Origin of the sequence: Leptolyngbya sp. FACHB-321, from assembly GCF_014695975.1 — a bacterium.
Taxonomy (GTDB): domain Bacteria; phylum Cyanobacteriota; class Cyanobacteriia; order Leptolyngbyales; family Leptolyngbyaceae; genus Stenomitos.
Genome location: NZ_JACJPI010000067.1, coordinates 42,853 through 59,525 on the forward strand (window position 1 = coordinate 42,853; position 16,673 = coordinate 59,525).

The 16,673-nt window shown below is 50.5% G+C and carries 18 protein-coding genes and 1 pseudogene; 9 read left to right on the forward strand and 10 right to left on the reverse strand.

Translation table 11 applies throughout. The features are described from left to right. Nucleotides 1-450 precede the first annotated feature (450 nt). Nucleotides 451-765, reverse strand: coding sequence for a hypothetical protein (locus H6F76_RS18345; protein ID WP_347276062.1), 315 nt, complete (start codon nt 763-765; stop codon nt 451-453). Between the two features lie 293 nt (nt 766-1,058). Between H6F76_RS18345 and H6F76_RS18350 the strand changes: the two genes are divergently transcribed. Next, on the forward strand, nt 1,059-2,972 hold the full coding sequence (locus tag H6F76_RS18350; protein WP_190510498.1) for a macro domain-containing protein: 1,914 nt from the start codon (nt 1,059-1,061) through the stop codon (nt 2,970-2,972). A 228-nt stretch (nt 2,973-3,200) separates the two neighbouring features. On the opposite strand, the pseudogene dinB reads toward H6F76_RS18350, so the two are convergent. After that, nucleotides 3,201-4,291: pseudogene (gene dinB, locus H6F76_RS18355) on the reverse strand (DNA polymerase IV). 164 nt (nt 4,292-4,455) lie between these two features. Here dinB and H6F76_RS18360 point away from each other — a divergent pair. Then, nucleotides 4,456-4,617 (forward strand): hypothetical protein, encoded by a 162-nt coding sequence (locus H6F76_RS18360; RefSeq protein ID WP_190510500.1) that lies wholly within the window; start codon nt 4,456-4,458, stop codon nt 4,615-4,617. Nucleotides 4,618-4,649: 32 nt separating this feature from the next. Here the strand turns inward: H6F76_RS18360 and H6F76_RS18365 are convergent, their stop codons facing one another. Both H6F76_RS18365 and H6F76_RS18370 read right to left on the reverse strand, forming a co-directional pair. Beyond that, nucleotides 4,650-5,039 carry a hypothetical protein gene (locus tag H6F76_RS18365; protein ID WP_190510502.1) on the reverse strand — a complete coding sequence of 130 codons (390 nt, stop codon included), beginning with the start codon at nt 5,037-5,039 and terminating at the stop codon, nt 4,650-4,652. Nucleotides 5,040-5,225: 186 nt separating this feature from the next. Next, nucleotides 5,226-5,390, reverse strand: a complete 165-nt coding sequence (locus tag H6F76_RS18370) for a hypothetical protein (RefSeq protein WP_190510504.1) — start codon at nt 5,388-5,390, stop codon at nt 5,226-5,228. Between the two features lie 90 nt (nt 5,391-5,480). On the opposite strand from H6F76_RS18370, the gene H6F76_RS18375 reads away from it, so the two are divergent. Together H6F76_RS18375 and H6F76_RS18380 are read left to right on the forward strand one after the other, a co-directional pair. Beyond that, a complete protein-coding gene (locus H6F76_RS18375; RefSeq protein WP_190510507.1) occupies nt 5,481-6,089 on the forward strand; it encodes a hypothetical protein in 609 nt (202 codons plus the stop codon). 492 nt (nt 6,090-6,581) lie between these two features. Continuing rightward, on the forward strand, nt 6,582-7,088 hold the full coding sequence (locus tag H6F76_RS18380; RefSeq protein WP_190510509.1) for a hypothetical protein: 507 nt from the start codon (nt 6,582-6,584) through the stop codon (nt 7,086-7,088). Between the two features lie 72 nt (nt 7,089-7,160). On the opposite strand, the gene H6F76_RS18385 is transcribed toward H6F76_RS18380, so the two are convergent. The 3 genes from H6F76_RS18385 to H6F76_RS18395 form a co-directional block, all read right to left on the reverse strand. Then, entirely contained in the window at nt 7,161-7,412 is a 252-nt protein-coding gene (locus tag H6F76_RS18385) for a hypothetical protein (protein WP_190510511.1), read from the reverse strand. A 24-nt stretch (nt 7,413-7,436) separates the two neighbouring features. Continuing rightward, entirely contained in the window at nt 7,437-7,880 is a 444-nt protein-coding gene (locus tag H6F76_RS18390) for a hypothetical protein (protein WP_190510513.1), read from the reverse strand. Between the two features lie 111 nt (nt 7,881-7,991). Beyond that, nucleotides 7,992-8,207 carry a hypothetical protein gene (locus tag H6F76_RS18395; protein WP_190510515.1) on the reverse strand — a complete coding sequence of 72 codons (216 nt, stop codon included), beginning with the start codon at nt 8,205-8,207 and terminating at the stop codon, nt 7,992-7,994. A gap of 91 nt (nt 8,208-8,298) precedes the next feature. Here H6F76_RS18395 and H6F76_RS18400 point away from each other — a divergent pair, with 91 nt between their 5' ends. Next, the gene (locus tag H6F76_RS18400) at nt 8,299-8,574 is read left to right on the forward strand and encodes a GlsB/YeaQ/YmgE family stress response membrane protein (protein ID WP_190510517.1); all 276 of its coding nucleotides are present in this window, start codon (nt 8,299-8,301) and stop codon (nt 8,572-8,574) included. A 408-nt stretch (nt 8,575-8,982) separates the two neighbouring features. On the opposite strand, the gene H6F76_RS18405 is transcribed toward H6F76_RS18400, so the two are convergent. Then, nucleotides 8,983-9,300, reverse strand: a complete 318-nt coding sequence (locus H6F76_RS18405; RefSeq protein WP_242036735.1) for a hypothetical protein — start codon at nt 9,298-9,300, stop codon at nt 8,983-8,985. A gap of 516 nt (nt 9,301-9,816) precedes the next feature. Between H6F76_RS18405 and H6F76_RS18410 the strand changes: the two genes are divergently transcribed. Together H6F76_RS18410 and H6F76_RS18415 are read left to right on the forward strand one after the other, a co-directional pair. Continuing rightward, nucleotides 9,817-10,269, forward strand: a complete 453-nt coding sequence (locus tag H6F76_RS18410) for a hypothetical protein (protein ID WP_190510518.1) — start codon at nt 9,817-9,819, stop codon at nt 10,267-10,269. 117 nt (nt 10,270-10,386) lie between these two features. Then, complete coding sequence (locus H6F76_RS18415) at nt 10,387-10,584, forward strand: hypothetical protein (RefSeq protein WP_190510520.1); 198 nt, start codon at nt 10,387-10,389, stop codon at nt 10,582-10,584. 234 nt (nt 10,585-10,818) lie between these two features. Here the strand turns inward: H6F76_RS18415 and H6F76_RS18420 are convergent, their stop codons facing one another. Continuing rightward, on the reverse strand, nt 10,819-12,531 hold the full coding sequence (locus tag H6F76_RS18420) for a methyltransferase domain-containing protein (protein WP_190510522.1): 1,713 nt from the start codon (nt 12,529-12,531) through the stop codon (nt 10,819-10,821). A gap of 313 nt (nt 12,532-12,844) precedes the next feature. Between H6F76_RS18420 and H6F76_RS18425 the strand changes: the two genes are divergently transcribed. Both H6F76_RS18425 and H6F76_RS18430 read left to right on the forward strand, forming a co-directional pair. Further along, nucleotides 12,845-13,819 carry a DUF5131 family protein gene (locus tag H6F76_RS18425; protein WP_190510524.1) on the forward strand — a complete coding sequence of 325 codons (975 nt, stop codon included), beginning with the start codon at nt 12,845-12,847 and terminating at the stop codon, nt 13,817-13,819. Beyond that, nucleotides 13,820-14,194, forward strand: a complete 375-nt coding sequence (locus H6F76_RS18430; protein WP_190510526.1) for a hypothetical protein — start codon at nt 13,820-13,822, stop codon at nt 14,192-14,194. A 211-nt stretch (nt 14,195-14,405) separates the two neighbouring features. On the opposite strand, the gene H6F76_RS18435 is transcribed toward H6F76_RS18430, so the two are convergent. Next, nucleotides 14,406-16,610, reverse strand: coding sequence for a pentapeptide repeat-containing protein (locus H6F76_RS18435; protein WP_190510527.1), 2,205 nt, complete (start codon nt 16,608-16,610; stop codon nt 14,406-14,408). Between the last annotated feature and the right edge of the window lie 63 nt (nt 16,611-16,673).

Below are 16,673 nucleotides of genomic sequence, written 5' to 3' on the forward strand. Positions count from 1 at the left end.
TAAACCTTTTATTTCATCGTCACTTCAAGCTGATCGCTAGTAATTGACTCATCTTTACTATTGAGCTTGCACGTAAAGTAGTTACGCACAATTGCACCTAACTGATTTTGAGAATCGACATAAGAGTTAAACAGCCAACCAGTAGGGGTTTCCTTTGATTGAGACTCAGACAAGCTAGGAAAATTAGCTGTAGCAGGACTTGAGAGTTCGGTTCTCACGCGATCCTGGCAGAGGGTCGCTACTGTACCAAAGTTAAGCGCTTATGCGTACTCCGATCAATCGGACTCGGTATGGTTGCCCATTCAGAGGCTGTAAGCACTGGTTTACGGTCGTTTTGGCTGCAACTATGAAATGATGCCCACGCCAATGGAGGTGTGCTGTACTTAGGTTTGGGAGAGTAGTGGAACAATAAACCACCTCAAGGCTATGCGTTTGTCGCTGAAACAGAGACTACGCCTCATCTTGCACCTGAATCACAATCCCGCCAAACCTGGCTTCATCTGCCCAGCACTTCACACCATTGATATAACAAAGATGGCTGGGATAGTCCGCTCCAGTCTCTGCCACTACTGCTCCGTAGCCGCCGCTCATTGAAAGGTTAACAAAGTTCAACTGTCGTCCTTGCTCATCGCACGCTTTACCAACGCAATTTTGGCAAACAGCACGCGGATATCTTTCCTGGTGCGCGATCAATGTGGAGCAAAGGGGGCAGGGTTGTTGACTCATCGCTAAGCCATAACAGTTGAGGGTAGGTAAAATCGCCACGCAGTGCCCCTCGCTAAAGCAACACTGAGCAGGTTCTTATTTTAGTCGGAGAGCTTGACCATACAGGACGCTAAATCGGAAGCCAAATCCGTAGACACTCACATCTGGCACGGTTCTTAGCGCTGCTCTGTTCTTGATTGTCAGGCGAGCCTAAGCTGCTGGTCATGCTAACTAGGGGTTGAGTCGAGAAACGTGCGAGATGTGCGAAGCAATTCGTGAAATTGTCGAGGGAAGATGATTTGAAGGGAACTCTGTAAATACTACCGAAGTACTTATTCTAAAAGGAGAGAGTTATGCCTCTGGTGATTGCTGAGCTTATCATGAAGATTGCTCCCGAACTGTTGCAACTGTTCGTTTCAGTAATAGTTCCCGTTGCAGGGCAGCTTTTGAAGTTCACGCTCCCAAGATTAGCAAGAATTCCTCTCTACCTCCGACTTCTTTGGACAATTTACCAGGATGATGAACTGAATGCAGAAGCTAGAAAATATTTAACAAGTGTGCTGTTGGTCTTAGGGAGTATTTTGACCTTTATTGTATATTCCTACATACCCTGGACAGGTGTACCTATAGTTGGGGCACTTACAACTCCGATCGCAGGTATGGTAGCAGCAGTTGTTAGCTTAGTGTCTCTAGATTTTCTTGTTGCTGCGAATCGGGATTATTTGGTTAGCAAATATCCCGAAGAAGTTGGCTTGATTAGCCGAGATATTGATGACCTAACAGCGTTGATAGGAACTAAAGCTTGGAAAGAAACAATTCAACAAACTCAGGCTTTGTTGGATCGAATTAAAGAATCAGTCGATCCTAATGGTAAGTATGATGACGTTTTATCAGCTTTGATGAATGCCCTGATTTCTTACCTTGCCGATCCCGAATCTGATCCATCACTACCACCAGATGAGATCAACCGCCGGATCGTAACAGAAGGATTACCTCCAGTTGCAAAAATCGGTGGCTCTATTGCAGAAGGATTAGTAGGTGGTGCAATTGCAGGAGCAGCAACTCAAGGCATTACAACTGCTACGTTTGTTCAAGCAGGTTTTTTAACTTCTATAAAAGCAGCAATTGGTATGGGTAGTGGCATTGCAGTTGCACCGACTGCATTTATCGGTTTGACAGTCGCCCTTCCAATCGCGCTTACAGCTATCACGGGAGTTGGCATCATTTATGGTGCAAAGACCCTGCGAGATGAGGGTGAGAAGCGAAAATTAAGTGCATTCCTTGCTGACGTATTAATTTCTGCTTTACCTATGGCTTGGATAGATGGAAATTTCTCAATGGCAGAGCAAGATGTGTTCGAGAAACTGTTACTCAACTCCGCCATTAATGAGTCAGACCAACGACGAATTCGTGAAGTGATGAAGCAGCAGACAACCTTGGAAGAAGTCTTAAATAAAGGTCTTTTGAAGGAAGAGAATCCCCAGAAAGCCAAGATGAAATATCGATTGCTATTGTGTACTGCCTGGGAAATTGCGAAAGCGGATGGTTCTATTACTTCAGATGAGATTAATTTGCATAACCGAATTGCAAAATTTGTAAATATTGCTGAGGAGGAAGTACATGAAATTCGTCGGTTAGTTTTGCTTAAGTCTGGAATAGACTTACATGATCGGATTTCAGTAGTACAAGGACATATTACTCAGCAATCGGTAGACGCGATTGTTAACTCAACCAACAAGAATCTGCTTCCAAGCAATAAAATAGGGTGGTTACCTTTGCCTAAAGACAATAGGAAGATCGATACTGTAGTTCATGATGCCGCAGGATCGGAATTACAAAAAGAATGTCAAAGCCTTAATGGTTGTGATGTGGGAGAAGCTAAGCTTACTAAAGGATATAAACTTCCATCTCAATGGGTAATCCACACGGTTGTACCTACTTTAGGTGTAAGTGATCGTGGAGAACATGAACTGCTGGCTCAGTGCTATCGAAGTTGTTTGGCGGTGGCACATCAACAATCTGTTCGTACACTTGCTTTTCCGGCACTAGGAACTGGTAGGGGTAAATTTCCAGTAGATCAAGCGGCAAAGATTGCAATCAGTGAGGTTCAACAATTCCTGAATACGCATTTCAGCATTGAACAGGTCAAAATTGTTTGTTTAGATGAACATACCTATCAAGTGTATGTAGAGACAATCAAACAAGTGTTGGGTTCTAGTTCTACCAAACTTTTAAGCCCAGTTAGTAATGAAGCGGTAGCTGTCTAGTTATTGCGTATAGAATAAACCACCAAGTTATGGTCCTTGTGAAGCTGACAAGAGAGATTTGATTTCTCTTCAAGAAGATCGCGTTTTAACGGGCGATCGCTGCCCTCCAATAGCGATGCCGCTCACTCCCTAACCGTTTGCTTTAGAAACACATTGAAGAGCACGCACACACACAAGGCTATGCGAAAGCAGCAGGTTTTCGTTGACAGTGTCACCTAAGGTGAGTACCTAGAAAAACGGCGGCAACTCTAGCTGTAACTGACTGTAGCTTCGCTCTATGGTGGGTTCTGTTAGATTGGACACCGTTAGTCCTAACAGCCTCACTTTGCGGCTGGGATCAAGGTGTGACTGCAGCAAGCTTGTAGCTAGACTGTAGAGCGTCGCGGCATCCCGCAACAGCCCTGTCACTGTCTGAGCACGAGTCATCTGCTGGTAGTCGGCGTACTTGACCTTGAGTGTCAGGGTATAGCCATAGCGCTGCTGTTTGTCCAGGCGGGTCGCTACTTCCCTAGCCAGCTTTGCCAGCGCCTCATCCATCGCTTCCAGCCCTTCCAGGTCTTCCGCAAAGGACTGCTTGGCTCCATCGACTTGCGAACCCTATGTGGGTTGACGGGGCGCTCGTCCTCAGCCCTGGCAACGCGGTAGTAATAGCTGCCTGTTTTACCAAAGTGTTGCACCAGATCGGCTTCGGACCACTGCTTCAGGTCTACCCCCTTATGAATGCCGAGCGCCTGCATCTTTTGAGCTGTCGCCGCTCCCACGCCGTAGAATTTCGCGATTGGCAAGGCTTCCACTACTGCCTGCCCCTGCTCGGGCGCAATGAGGTAAAGTCCATCCGGCTTGTCTAACCCAGAGGCAAGCTTGGCGAGAAACTTGTTGTACGAAACTCCGGCGGAAGCCGTCAGTTGCGTTTCTGCCCGAATCGCTTGTTTAATGGCACGGGCGATCGCCATCGCGGAAGCAATACCGGGTTTGTTCAGGGTTACATCCAGGTAGGCTTCATCCAGCGAGAGCGGTTCCACTAAGTCGGTGTAGTGGTCGAAGATGGCTCGAATCTGCTGTGAGACAGCGCGGTAGACTTCAAACCGGGGTGAGGCAAAGAGCAGGTGCGGACACCGTTGCTGGGCAAGGCGTGAGGGTAAGGCGGAGTGAATGCCATAGGCGCGTGCTTCATAACTGGCAGCGGCAACCACACCCCGTTGGTCCGGTCTACCGCCGACGACCAGAGGCTTGCCACGGTACTGCGGGTGGTCACGCTGCTCCACAGCGGCAAAGAAGGCATCCATGTCGATGTGGATGATTTTACGCGGCACCACCATCGTGTCGTTAGGGGGGTTGCTTGCAGTTGGCGACTCCAGTTTAGCCGCTTACCTAGACGGCTCGTAGGCATGACTGGCACAGTCGGACGACCGACAGCAGCAGTACTAGCCCACTACATTTAAGCTGGGTGCAACTGAGCGTCAAGCCTTGTGGAAATGCGTGCATGAAACGCGGCTGGAGCGCTGTCACCGACACGATCGCTATTCCTGTAGCAGAGTTTGTGGCTGTCATCCCGCCAGGATCGCTGTTCTTTGGGCATCATTGGCTGCAAGCGTCTGCCATCCAACCATCGAGCAGCCTTCTGCTAGATGCAAGCGGCGGCTAACGGCAGTGCAGTTGAGCGGCAGCACTAGCGCTTTAATACCCGGACGAGGAAGACGTTTGAGTGCGGGGACCGGAGTTGTAGCCATAGTTGGAACCCGAATAAACAGAGCGCATGGTTGCGTTATAGCCAGGCGAAGAGTACACCGTAGTCGTCACGCCACCATTGACCCTTTTCACCACAGACCGAACTCCAGTGTGCGATCGCGACGAAGCGGGTCGGCTGTAGGCGGAACGTGTTTGGGTCGCACGGCTAGCAGGCTGAGTGCGGCAGAGCGATTGTTTCAGGTCGATGACTTGCCCAGACGCAGTGGTCATGTAACAAGCGCTATCAGACTCCACTGGTAAAGCCTCGGCACGCAAAGCAGTGAGCGTCATGGAGGCAAGTCCAACAGCGGCAGCGATCGACCAAAGATGGCAGTTCATGAAGGCAGTAGGTACAGGTGCTCTTCAACCATGCACCCACAGAACTGCTACCGCTAGTCTTACTGCGTAGCCTTCACGGAGTTTTCATTGACCTATGTTTAAATGAGTACGCGCTCACCTCCTTTACAAGCCACTGAAGCTGGGTATGCCCGCAAAGTAGCCGACTTCCTTGAAGCTGATGGCGATCTAGCCCCGCTCGCCATCAGTATGGGCTGAACATTGAAAAGCCATCGGTGCCACCAGCATCGGTAAAACCAGGGTTTGCTCCAGCACCGTGACATTCATTTTGCGAACACTGACGCAGCGGTTGGCTTCAGCGTCTGAAACCCCTTGTGCTGATTCAAAGGTCATTGACTAGTGTGGCAGGAGGTTGCTCCGCATTCATTAAAGTGCGAACAGCTATGCAAATCAAACAACCAACGCTAAAAAGCGAGGAATTACATGCTGGACATCGCTAAAATCGGGCAGCTTGCCCAAGACTCTAGCCCTCAAGACCTTCACGCAGCTTGGGTTTGGCAGCAACAGTTTAATGCCTTCAATGGGCAAGAGATTATCACAGATCTCGCCCAGCAGCCTCAGTTATGGAGCAGCTTTTTCTTCATGGCAGCCAGCGATGGTTCTGCTCAGCAGGCTGGGAGCTTGGATCAAGTCATCGGGACACTGGTGGCAATGGCAATCCACCGTGCTGTCCCAGCGATCCAGAGTGCTCATGATGCGCTTTACCCAGCCAACACTTTGTATATTTTGGCTGCCAAGCAGGACACAATTGTGGCTCAATTGGTGGCTCTGGGAGAGCAGTGGCGTGCTAAAGATGTAGCTGTCCATAGCGCCACTCAGTCTACAGGCGGTTACCCCTGTAGAGACGCTTTACAATTAGCGCTCAAAGGTGCTGCCTTGAGTGAAGACGGTGAGGCGCGGCAAGAGGCTGTTGTGCTTTCCTACTGCTGGTCTCACTACACCTTGTCCCGTCCTGTCGCGTCCAACGCTAAGCGCAAAGCTGTCTCTGGGCTTGCAGCCAACGGCAAGCACACGCAATTAACCTTGATCTAGACACTGCTAGCAGCGAGGAGCGTAGCGATCGCTTGTAAAGGATAATTGGCATCCAAGGGCACGAAGAGTGCTTGACCCAGGGGGCACGGAAGGCTCCTACTCGCCTTTGTATAGCAGCGGGGTCAAAATGGTCGTTAAGGGTAACTGTCCCATTTTCGATGCTTGGATTGTAAACAATAAGCAGGCTATACCAACGTAAAATCAGACTTTTTCGGTATCAACTATCCCGTTTACAGTCCAAGATGGAACAGTTCAAGCCAACAGATACCAAAACGAAGCAACCGCTAAAAGCTTTCATTCATAGGTCTTTCAGCCTTAACGATCACTTTTTGTCCGTTGCTATAACTAAGCCCGGTAGCGCGACCGCCAAAATCCTAGCTTTCAAAAAACTTTTACCAGATTTGTGCATAACGCGGTTAACTTGCCCGCAAGTTTTATTAGAGGAAGCAAATGCCTCCCTTCTACAAACTTGCCCCTACTTAAAGGAGTCACATGAAAACTTGGAACGCATTTCTTTTGGCTACAGCAGTAACCGCACTAGGTTTTGCGATAAAAACAGACCCTGCTCAAGCTTTTTGCGTCTACAACAAAACCGATAAGCCTATTTATAGCGCTGTTCCTACCCTTGAAAACCTCCGGAATTTTTCTGTGGGAATCCCTGTAAATAATTCCTCTTGCTGCAATTGGAAAAATAAAGACTGTAATCCAACAAAGAAACAAAATGGCATTCTAGATGCAGAAGTACGTATAGAGTTTCCAAGAGACGCTCATTACTGTGGGAATCCCCGTAAAGATATGCTCGGTCGTCCAGAACCTAACTATCCAAGAGTCAAAATGCAAGGCGGCGGATACTTAACAGTTGTGAACAATCCTGCTTACAAAGGTGCTCCCCCAAAGACCTATTGGGACGTGAAAATTGGTGACTCAGGTTATCTTGTTCAGTCTTGGACTTATGATCATAAACTTTTGGACACCTACCCTTGTACCCGAATAAGGTAATAGCCTGATTGAAAACTCTTACATCAACAGGTAGCAGTATTCACCCTATTTCCTAACAAACACTCTCCTAGTTTATAGCTTGGGGAGTTTGTTTTTATGGTGTGTGGTGGTAGGGGTTTGAGGTGGTGCGGGGTAGGGTAATAACTGGTTGGCATCCAGGTTTATGCATCCCGGCGCAACCTCGACAATGACATCTAACAGTTTGCTCGTAGGTACCTGGTAGCAGTACGGCAGCTTACCGCCAATGGCAACCAAGTCGTGCGTACTGGTGCTGTGTTTGCCGCTATCAAGGTCAAGGTTGAGTACTGCACTATTCGGCTGCATGGATGTCACTGCCTGTTTAACGGCTTACTTGACTACAGGGTGCCCCTTGGCAGCAACAGTCAAACGCTGATCGTCTCGCCAACCGCACACACAGTCCCAGTACACTCGTGCTGGCTCGGTTTGCAACAACGGCACTTCACAGTGCGGACAGCGTCCGGTGAACAGCGAGTGCCAGTCCAAGAGCGCGAGCTTCTGTTCCCTGTTCCAGCGATGCTCTGTGTTGATCACCAACTCATCCCCGTAGTAGCTAGCACCATCGGGTTCCCATAAGCTCTTACCGCCATCGGCAACCCATTCCAGCGCCATGAACTCACGATGCTGATCAGCCGCAGCGGTATCTTCTCGGAAGTCAGGGCAGCGATCGCTCTGCACACCAGTGGGATACACACTGCAACAAAGGTAAGGACTACCCGCATTGAACCAGCAGCGATCGCACTCGGGCAGTTTTTGGAAGGCAGGATCAGTCATCGTCCTTAATTTCAAGCTGGTAGAGGCGCATAAAGGTATGTTCTGGCATCAACCAATTCAGGATGCCCATGCAGACAGAGTAATCCTACCCGTTACGAAAAAGGCGTGTGTCTACCGAGCCTCCTTGCACCCTGTCTGAAAGTGTTCTTTGCCAATGTAGACAGCGGTTTGGCTCAGCCGTGAAGGGACATCATCAGCGAAGTGACCCTCTCTGATGAGAGAGAAATCATCAGCTTTGGCTGCTTTGCCTTGCGCCATCAGGCAGAGTGCTGCTCCCTTTTTCTCCTCCCTCTGCTTTGCCCAGGTTCTTGCTACAGGCAGGGACAAGTCAGCGGGTGCGCCTGTTAACTTAAGAACATCAAAAGAGTTTTTCAGCGCCCTTTTTCAGCGCACTCACTATTTAACCGGAGTTGACATTATGAATATCTTGGCTTGGATAGTTTTAGGTTTGATTGCAGGCGCGATTGCCAAAGCGCTGTTTCCGGGTCATCAAGGTGGCGGCATCTTGGGCACCATGATTCTGGGTATTGTCGGTGCTTTTATCGGTGGTAGCCTCTTCAGCTTTTTGACCACGGGTACCCTAGCGTTGACCTCAGCCGGGTTGAGCTTGGGCGGCATCTTAGTCGCAGTGCTGGGCGCCATTGTTGCGCTGTTCGTCTACTATGCTGTGACCCGTCGGAGCGCCTCCTACTAAGCGTTGAAGTAAGCGACTAGCTTTAAATCATGATGAAGCCCCTGCACATGCAGGGGCTTTTTGCATAGCGATCGATTTGGGGTCAGGAAGGCTGACTCCCACGGCGGTTGCGCGCATGAGGGTCAGCGGTGATTGAACATCTTGCTTGGACTTGGGAGTCCACTCCTTGAGCCTAGTGCGAGTCGAGGGGCACTTACGTCTTTCGCTAGTAGAGTCAAACAAGAAACAAGGCATTCCTTACGGCAGAAAACGTTGCTGTGGGTTTTCCACCCCTTGAGGGAGCTTTGTACTGACCCCTTTTGACGCTTCAACCAGCGCGGGAAGAATGCATACGGCTCTAAGCGCTCGCGCCATAAGTAGATAAAGCACGACCAGACTCGGTCGGTAAAGTTATGAGTGCCGCTGTCTTTAGAAATTCTTTGTTTGTAGGAGACAAGGTTGCTGATATTCGTTCGTAAACACAAAGGCTTCTATCCGTCTAACAGCCTCGAACGCACTCAAAGCTAACTCGGTATAGGGACTGGCATAGTTAAGAGCCTGCTCCTCAACAGCACGGCGTTTCTTGCGGTTACTCGTGCGTTTGGTTGTACCAGTACGTCCTGTGCTCTCAAGGTCAAGCCATTTCACTTCCACTACAGCAAAACAGCCAGCGCCGTCCGTAAATACCAGATCTCCACGTCCTCGATCCGTGCGACCGGGTTCCACTTCCCATTCATCCTCAATCACATACGGGTAGTCGGGAAGGAACTAAGTGCTTCTGAGGACAAGTTGCCGTTTCAAAGCGTATTCACCACTGCCGTCCCAAGTACGACTCTCAAGGTAAGTCCGCAGGATCTGATTACGATGCTCAATTTCAAGTTGCTTCACGGTCTTTCAGGTAGGAATGCTAACAGGTGCTACTGATCACTTCATGACCCAAGGCGGTCTTTCCACAAAACCTCAAGCAGCGGCTCCGCTGAGTAGTTTTGAGGGCGCTGGAGCAGAAGCAGCTTCCCGATTGCATAGCCTGCCTGAGGCGCTTTAGCACTTTAGTACACTTGTTCTTTTAGTCGCTTTTAGGTAGACTGAGCCAGGTTAATGGGTTCTGTACCCCCGCGTATGAAAGCCTTCAATCAGGTTGAGGGCTTCTTTTTCTACGTTGAGTGAGCAGTAACTTCAGACCATATGGCGAGCGGTGGCAGACAAGCCGCAGCGGCATAAAGTCTTAAAGTATGATGGCTTCATGTCAGCCTAGAGGCGAACATGACTCTGATTAACGTCCGTGTGATTGCCTTACAGCGTCACACTTTGAGTGCTTTGGCAGCGGCTTGGAAGGGTGAGTGCTGGACTTCTGAGCGCTCACCAAACGGCTGGAGATGGGAGTTTGCGTTTCCTAGTCAGGCGCTAGCACAGCAATTTCTTGCCGCGTTACCGACTAGCTGTCAGGGTGTCTTAGCGGTACTGCCCTCACTGCAAGACCGACAAGAGCAGGAAGAACCAGCAGAACGACCGGAACAGAGGCAACTACCGAAGCTCTTTGAGTTCTTTGACTGGAGTGATCGCGCTGAGGCTGTGGGCTTTCGACTCTACAAATATGGCACTCGTGGTTGTGCCCTGCGACGTGAAGCGGATGGTGAACTCATGGCAGATGACTTAGATTGGGAGCAAATGGCAACACTCATTGAGCAGTTGGAGGGCAAGGGCAACCAGCTTTAGAGCGACTGGGCTGACTGTCATTTCATATCCCGAATTGCACAAGAGTCTTTCACCAGCCATAAGCAGTCCGGCTTGCGCTAATGTAGATGTGCTTGAGCAGCATTGGCGAGAGACAAGATGAGTGACTTTGAACAGCTAGACCATGCCTGGGAGCAAGCAGAGCAGTCGCGCCATGCTGCCTTGCTACGTCAACTGAAAGCAGAGGTACGGGAGTTCCGGCGGCAAGCCCGTATTGCTGTTGCTCCCTCGCTACCTGTGCCCAAAGAGCAACCGCCTCAACCAGATCCCGGTCTGGTCAAGCGAGTGCACTCTTAAAAGCCCCGTGCGGGACTGAACGTTGCTGAGCCTGAGCGCGGCTCCACCACTCAAGCTGGAGCAGGCTGCTGCCCCACTGACACTTTTCATCCGTGTGCTAACTTCACCTGACTCTGGCAGGCGCTTTGTCGTTGATTCATTGCCAGAAAGAACAATTCAGGCACAGGCTTTCACATCAGACAGCGCTGAGTGGTGCTCTCATGCGAGGCGTGCGCTCTTATGAGGCAGGCAATGCTAATCTCGCCACTCTGGCACTTGCTGATCATGCTTCAGTCTTACCTGTTGCAGCAGGATGGCGGTAAAGCAATCGTCCAGACTGGGCGCATCCGCCATCGACAACAATCCCGGCAAGCTAGCACAGGCTTCCTGTGTAAACCGTACAGGCAGTAAGGGGTTGAGCGCCTGGAGATACGCTGCCTGCCACCAGCCTTGCACCCGGTTTTGAGCGGACTGCAACCTGGCAGCACTGGGAAGGCGATCACGCTTCTGGCGTTGATTCACTGTCCGGTCAGACGGCAGTAAGTTCCACAGATCATCACACGCCCAGGCGGACCAGGGAAAGCAATGGTCAATATCTAAAGAGCGCTCGGTTAGACGTTTGCCACTCCAGACACAGAACAGGTCTTGTGAGCCTAGCAAGGCGATCGCGCGTTGCCGTGCTGTAGTGACATCACGGCTAGGGTCAGACCAGGTCAGCGCTAAGGCAATGTCTGCTTCGTTTAGCGATCGTCCTTGTCCACTGGCATAGCTTTTCATCAGTCGTACCCATTCAGCCAGCAATGCGGGTTCAATCCAAACCTCAAAGTGCAGTAAGGCTAACCAGATGTGTTGCGGGATGAGCAAGTGCCCGAAGCTGGCAAGATAGGCTGGATCGATCACAAGCTCAGTTGGTGTGGGTAAACGGGCTGAGCGTGTAGCTTTAAGTAACTGGCTGCCACCAGGGTCAGTCATGTAGTGGACAGGCATCGTTGTGATTGTCTTCACGGCTTCCTTCAGTGCCTGATGTAAGGCTTGAGCCGTTGTCCCTGCAAAGCGCGACCCGATCCGCAGATCCAGGTGAGAAACACCACTGAGCGCCCGAAAGCCTGCTCCAGCAAACCCTAACCCCTGTATGCCCCGATTCGTGGGGCTTTGCGGTAGGTCTGCTTGTAGGAGCGGCTTAAACAAGCGCAACCAGTAAAGGGCAACCAAACCCAAAGGCACGCTGACAGAGGCATCATCCTGGTACTGCGCGGTGCCAGCCGTACTATCTGCGATCCGGCATAGGACTCGTAGCAGCGCCAACTTGTAGGTAGACGACTTGGAGTCATGCAAAATGACATGTCGTAGCAGGGGCAAAGCACCCGTGCCGTCATCGGGTAAGGTGAGTGCCATCTGCGTCCAGGCAACTTCGTCTCGGTCCAGCCGATCGCGGTCTACTACTTTGCGAACAACCGTGGCTCCATGATCCTGTGCCAAGCGTTCGATTTCTTCCCATGACACCACGTACAACTCACGATCGTTATCTGCGGCTCCATGCCGTAGCGTGATTGCCAGCAGTCCACCTGGTTTCAGCAGAGTAATCACTTTACGGAACGCTCGTGTGCGTTCTGCGGGTGGCAGATGCATCCAGACAGCACTGACAAGGATAAAGTCGAACGCCATACCCAAACGCTGTACGTGTTGAAGCGCTGGGAGGCGATCGTCCAACCAACAAATGTTGGCATCAGGATGGAGTTGCTGTCCTGCTGCCCGCATCGCCACCGCTGGTTCTACAGCCACTACCGTATGTCCCTGCGCCGCTAACCAAGCGGCATCCCGACCACTACCAGCCCCAATGTCCAACACTAGCCTGGGACGATCCGGGAGCAGTCCCAGTAGCCAACCATGCAATGCTTCTGCCTTCAGGCTCTCATAGGCAGGGATGACGGTCGCTGCATTTTGCTCATACCACTGGACTGCCTTCACACCTGGATCACCTCAAGCGGCTGGCTAACTGCATGGAACGGTTGTCATCCGGTTAAAAGTTCTTTTATCACCCTAGCATTGGCAGTGAGGAAAATAGAGACCACAAGTCGTTTTTGGAGGTAGCAGCAGGTTTACTGCCATGGAAAAGCCCCTGGGCGTCTGTCCGTGTTTCGACTCCAGGGGCTTTTCAGTGCTAGGCAACTCCTCACATCCATGAGGATAGCGCTCTTCCCTTTGCCTGTCTACTGCACCAAAGTGTTGTTATACCGGAGGAAGCATCCGCATCGATCAGCCCAAAGCTGGCAGGACAGACATGGCAACCAACAGCAAAATTGAGTGGACCACCCATACCTTCAATCCCTGGATTGGCTGCACCGAGGTTTCACCGGGCTGTGCTCACTGTTATGCCAGAGACATGATGGAGCGCCGGTATCATCGTGTGCAGTGGGGTGCGGGTCAGCCCCGTAGTCGGACAACAGCAGACTATTGGAAACAGCCAACGCGCTGGCAGCGGCAGGCACAGGCGAACGGTCAGCGCGATCGTGTGTTTTGTGCGTCGTTAGCAGATTGGCTCGACGACGAGGTGCCAATTGACTGGCTAGCAGACTTGCTCACGCTGATTGCTGCCACGCCGCACCTCGATTGGCTGCTACTGACAAAGCGCCTCGAGCACTGGAGCGATCGCTTGAAGGCTGTCAGCCGCTTGACTCACGACGGTGCCGCCATCGCGAGTACCTGGCTAGAGGGCAACGCTCCAGTGAATGTGTGGCTCGGTACTACTGTAGAGGGGCAGCAGCAGGCAAACGATCGCATTCCGATGCTGCTCGAAATTCCAACAACTCTACGCTTTCTGAGCTGTGAGCCGCTGCTGGAAGCTTTAAGCCTTGAACCCTGGTTGTACGCCAACGCACCAATGCATCCCCGGCACTTGAACGGTAATGCGTCTGTTCAGACTCACGGACCTAACAAAATTGCTTGGATCATCTGCGGTGGTGAATCGGGTAAGGAGGCACGCACCTTCGATTTGCAATGGGCGCGATCTCTCCGCAGTCAGTGTCAAGCTGCTGGTGTGGCGTTCTTTTTCAAGCAAGCGGGTGCTCACGCGGTCGACTCCAGTCACTTATACTCCGTGCAGCGATCGCCGCAAGATCCTAAAGGTGGCAACATCAACGTACTGCCGGAGGATCTCCAAGTACGTGAAATCCCGCTACCGCTGCTTCAACCTGCACCAGTAGGGCGCAGCAAACAGCAAAAGCGTGCGCCCTTGCCGCTCAAGGAAGTGCTTTAGATGGTGGCTTACAACTTCAAACAGCAGTTTGTGACTTTGATTGAAACGGGCGCGAAGCAGCAAACGATCCGGTCGCCACGCAAGCGGCATACCAAGCCTGGTGAAGCCATGCAGCTCTATACCGGAATGCGAACCAAGGCTTGCCGGAAGCTAGTCACCCCCGATCCCTTCTGTATCAGTGTGGAGCCGTTACTAATGCACGACAAATTAGGCATCAAGCTCAACGATCGCTGGCTGACCAAAGAGGCACTGACTCAGCTTGCCCTTGCAGACGGCTTTGCTACTTGGGACGATTGTTTGCGCTTTTTCAGCGCTGTGCATGGATTGCCCTTTGAAGGAGTGCTGATCAAATGGGCGGTAGTAGGTTGTTACTAGCCAGGACATAGCTTGGTGATCGTCCTTCACGCTTTGTCTAAACAGAGAAATATCTGCAACAGTTGGAAAACATCCAATAGTCCCAATGGCATCATCCCCAAACGCTTTTGCAACCTCGCCAGAGACTTTCAGCACACCACAACATAGGTCATACATTTTTAGATTGGAGCAGTCCTTGGCAGGAATGCCTTGGATAAATTGAGTAGCCTGCTCAGACTAACCCAAGTAACCCCTTTAGAAAGGGCAGTGACGTGTTAACCACGCCTACTAATTTACTGGTATCAGAAACAGTACTAGCAATTCCTTTGAGTGCGTTAACTGCGAGACTACAAAGTTTCGCGACACGGTTCTCAGACGGTTTCTTACCTTCCTCCGCTAAGGTAGCAACAGCTTCCAGCGCTTCCTGTTTTTTCTCGTCAGGAAGCGTCTGCTCTTCCTGGATTGCCGTTTGCAAGCTGGTTAGGATCTCTGCAAGGTTCGTTGAACCTTGCACTGGAGAATCTTTTAGTTGCTGAAGCAAATTGGTCACCTGTCCACTAATGGTCCCTAGATTCAGGGTTGAGCCTGTAACATCGCCGCCTACTGTGATCTTTGCTCCTGTAGAGGCATCCACATTACCACCAGCACTGATGTTCTGATTTTCCATTATTTCTCCAATCTGATTTGTGAAATAAATTCGATGTCCTTCGCCTTGAAGAATCACATTCTCAGCAGAACTCCCTGTCCGTTCCACCATTTTTTGCAGGAATTGCTGCTGCACATCCATTAAAACTTGATAGTAGCTAGACAGTCGAGCGATTTCACCTTCCTTTGCTTCCAGCGCTAATTGATAACGAGCTTCAAACAGGTCGCGTAAATCTTCATAAGTTTCATTGACCTGTTCCACTACCTGCTGACGAGACACGCCCTCCCGATGTCCCACTTTGACAATCCAAAATTCACCGCGCTGCTCCAAGCCTTGCAATTCTAGTCCTAGGCTTTCATCTTCCAAACGGAATTTTTCAAACATAAAACTGAGAGAGATTGGGTCGAGCTGCTGATCAAACACCAACTCGTAGGAAGTCTCTAATTTGCGAACGATCGCCTCAAACTCTCCTGGCTCAAAGTTTCGCTCTAGTGGATAGCGTTGGATCGGTCTACTGTTTTCATGGTCGTAATCACGATACATATAGTCACAGATAACTCCCTCAAAGCGGGTTTGATGATTAAAGCTCCAATCCTTGAGACAGCAGCCGGTTAAATCCGCTTGTGTAAAATCTACATCTGTAACTAGCGTTCGCACAAACTTGGAATAGCGCAGGTTTACTCCTCGCAAGTCAGCTCCGTCTAAAGTTGCCTCTGTGAAATCGAACCCCTGCAAGTCTCCACGCAGGTAGGCTCCCCTTAAATTCATACGGCAAAAGGTTTTTTCGGTAGGTTGCCCTGACAATAAGGTTTGCACCTTGGGATAATCCAGATCTAGATAGCAGCTGTCTACTGTTGCTGCTTCCCAACCTGCCGTACCCAAGAAACAAGTTCTGTAGAGTTTCTTTGCTCGCAGATCGACATTTGCCAAAGATGTACCTGAGAAATTCAGGTGGCTCAAGTCTAAGTTACGAAATGAGGTACCTCCAAAATTTGCTATCACTCGACCTACCGCGATCAGAATGTTGGTCTGCCTCTCAGCTCGAAGCGTAAGTTCTAAAAATTGCAACGCTGACCAGACAATGCCCATCGCCAGTAAACTCCCCCCCAACCATCCAAGTAACTGGGTGAAGGGAGTTACCCACTCCTGTGACTGCCGTATAAGGCTCAAAGCCTGATTGTCCATGTCACCAGTGGCTGAACGTATCAAGCCCACTGCACTGCTTAATGCGATGAAACTTCCTAGCAACAAGCCACGTAACCATCGGAAGTGCTTTTGGAAGGATATAACAAACAGCCAGTTTGCTAGACTCAGACCCACTACACTTAATGAAGCCGCTGTCGTCAAGAGGGTACCGATTAAAGCACTAACAACCACAAACGGACCTACCTCTGCTGGCGGTACTAACCCTAATAGCCGCAGCCCTAGCGTTAAAAGCGGCAAACCTAGCCAGCAGCCGAGCAATGTCACTAAAGTACTCCATAAAAACTGGGTACGCGCCCAATAAAGAAGCATAGTTAGAGTGATCACCGTGATCGCAATCGTCAGATAGCGCCAGCCTTGAAAATCGAATGCCAGATCAAGCGCTAGTTTGGCTCCAGCAATGCCTGCTATCGTCCCACCTAAAAAACTTAGGAGCAGGCTTAAGGCGAGTACGCCAATTCGACTCGTAACGGAAAGTCCTAGCAAACACTGGCTGAAGTCTAATTGACTCAGTATCGCTTGAGAGACTCGCTGCCCACGCAAGTTCGTTGAGTAGGGCGCAGGGGTTGACTGGGATGACTGGTTCATCAAGTTACAGTAGTAATTTTCTTTTGCTAAGAGCTAAGATTGGGGCGCGAGTAATCTGATCTA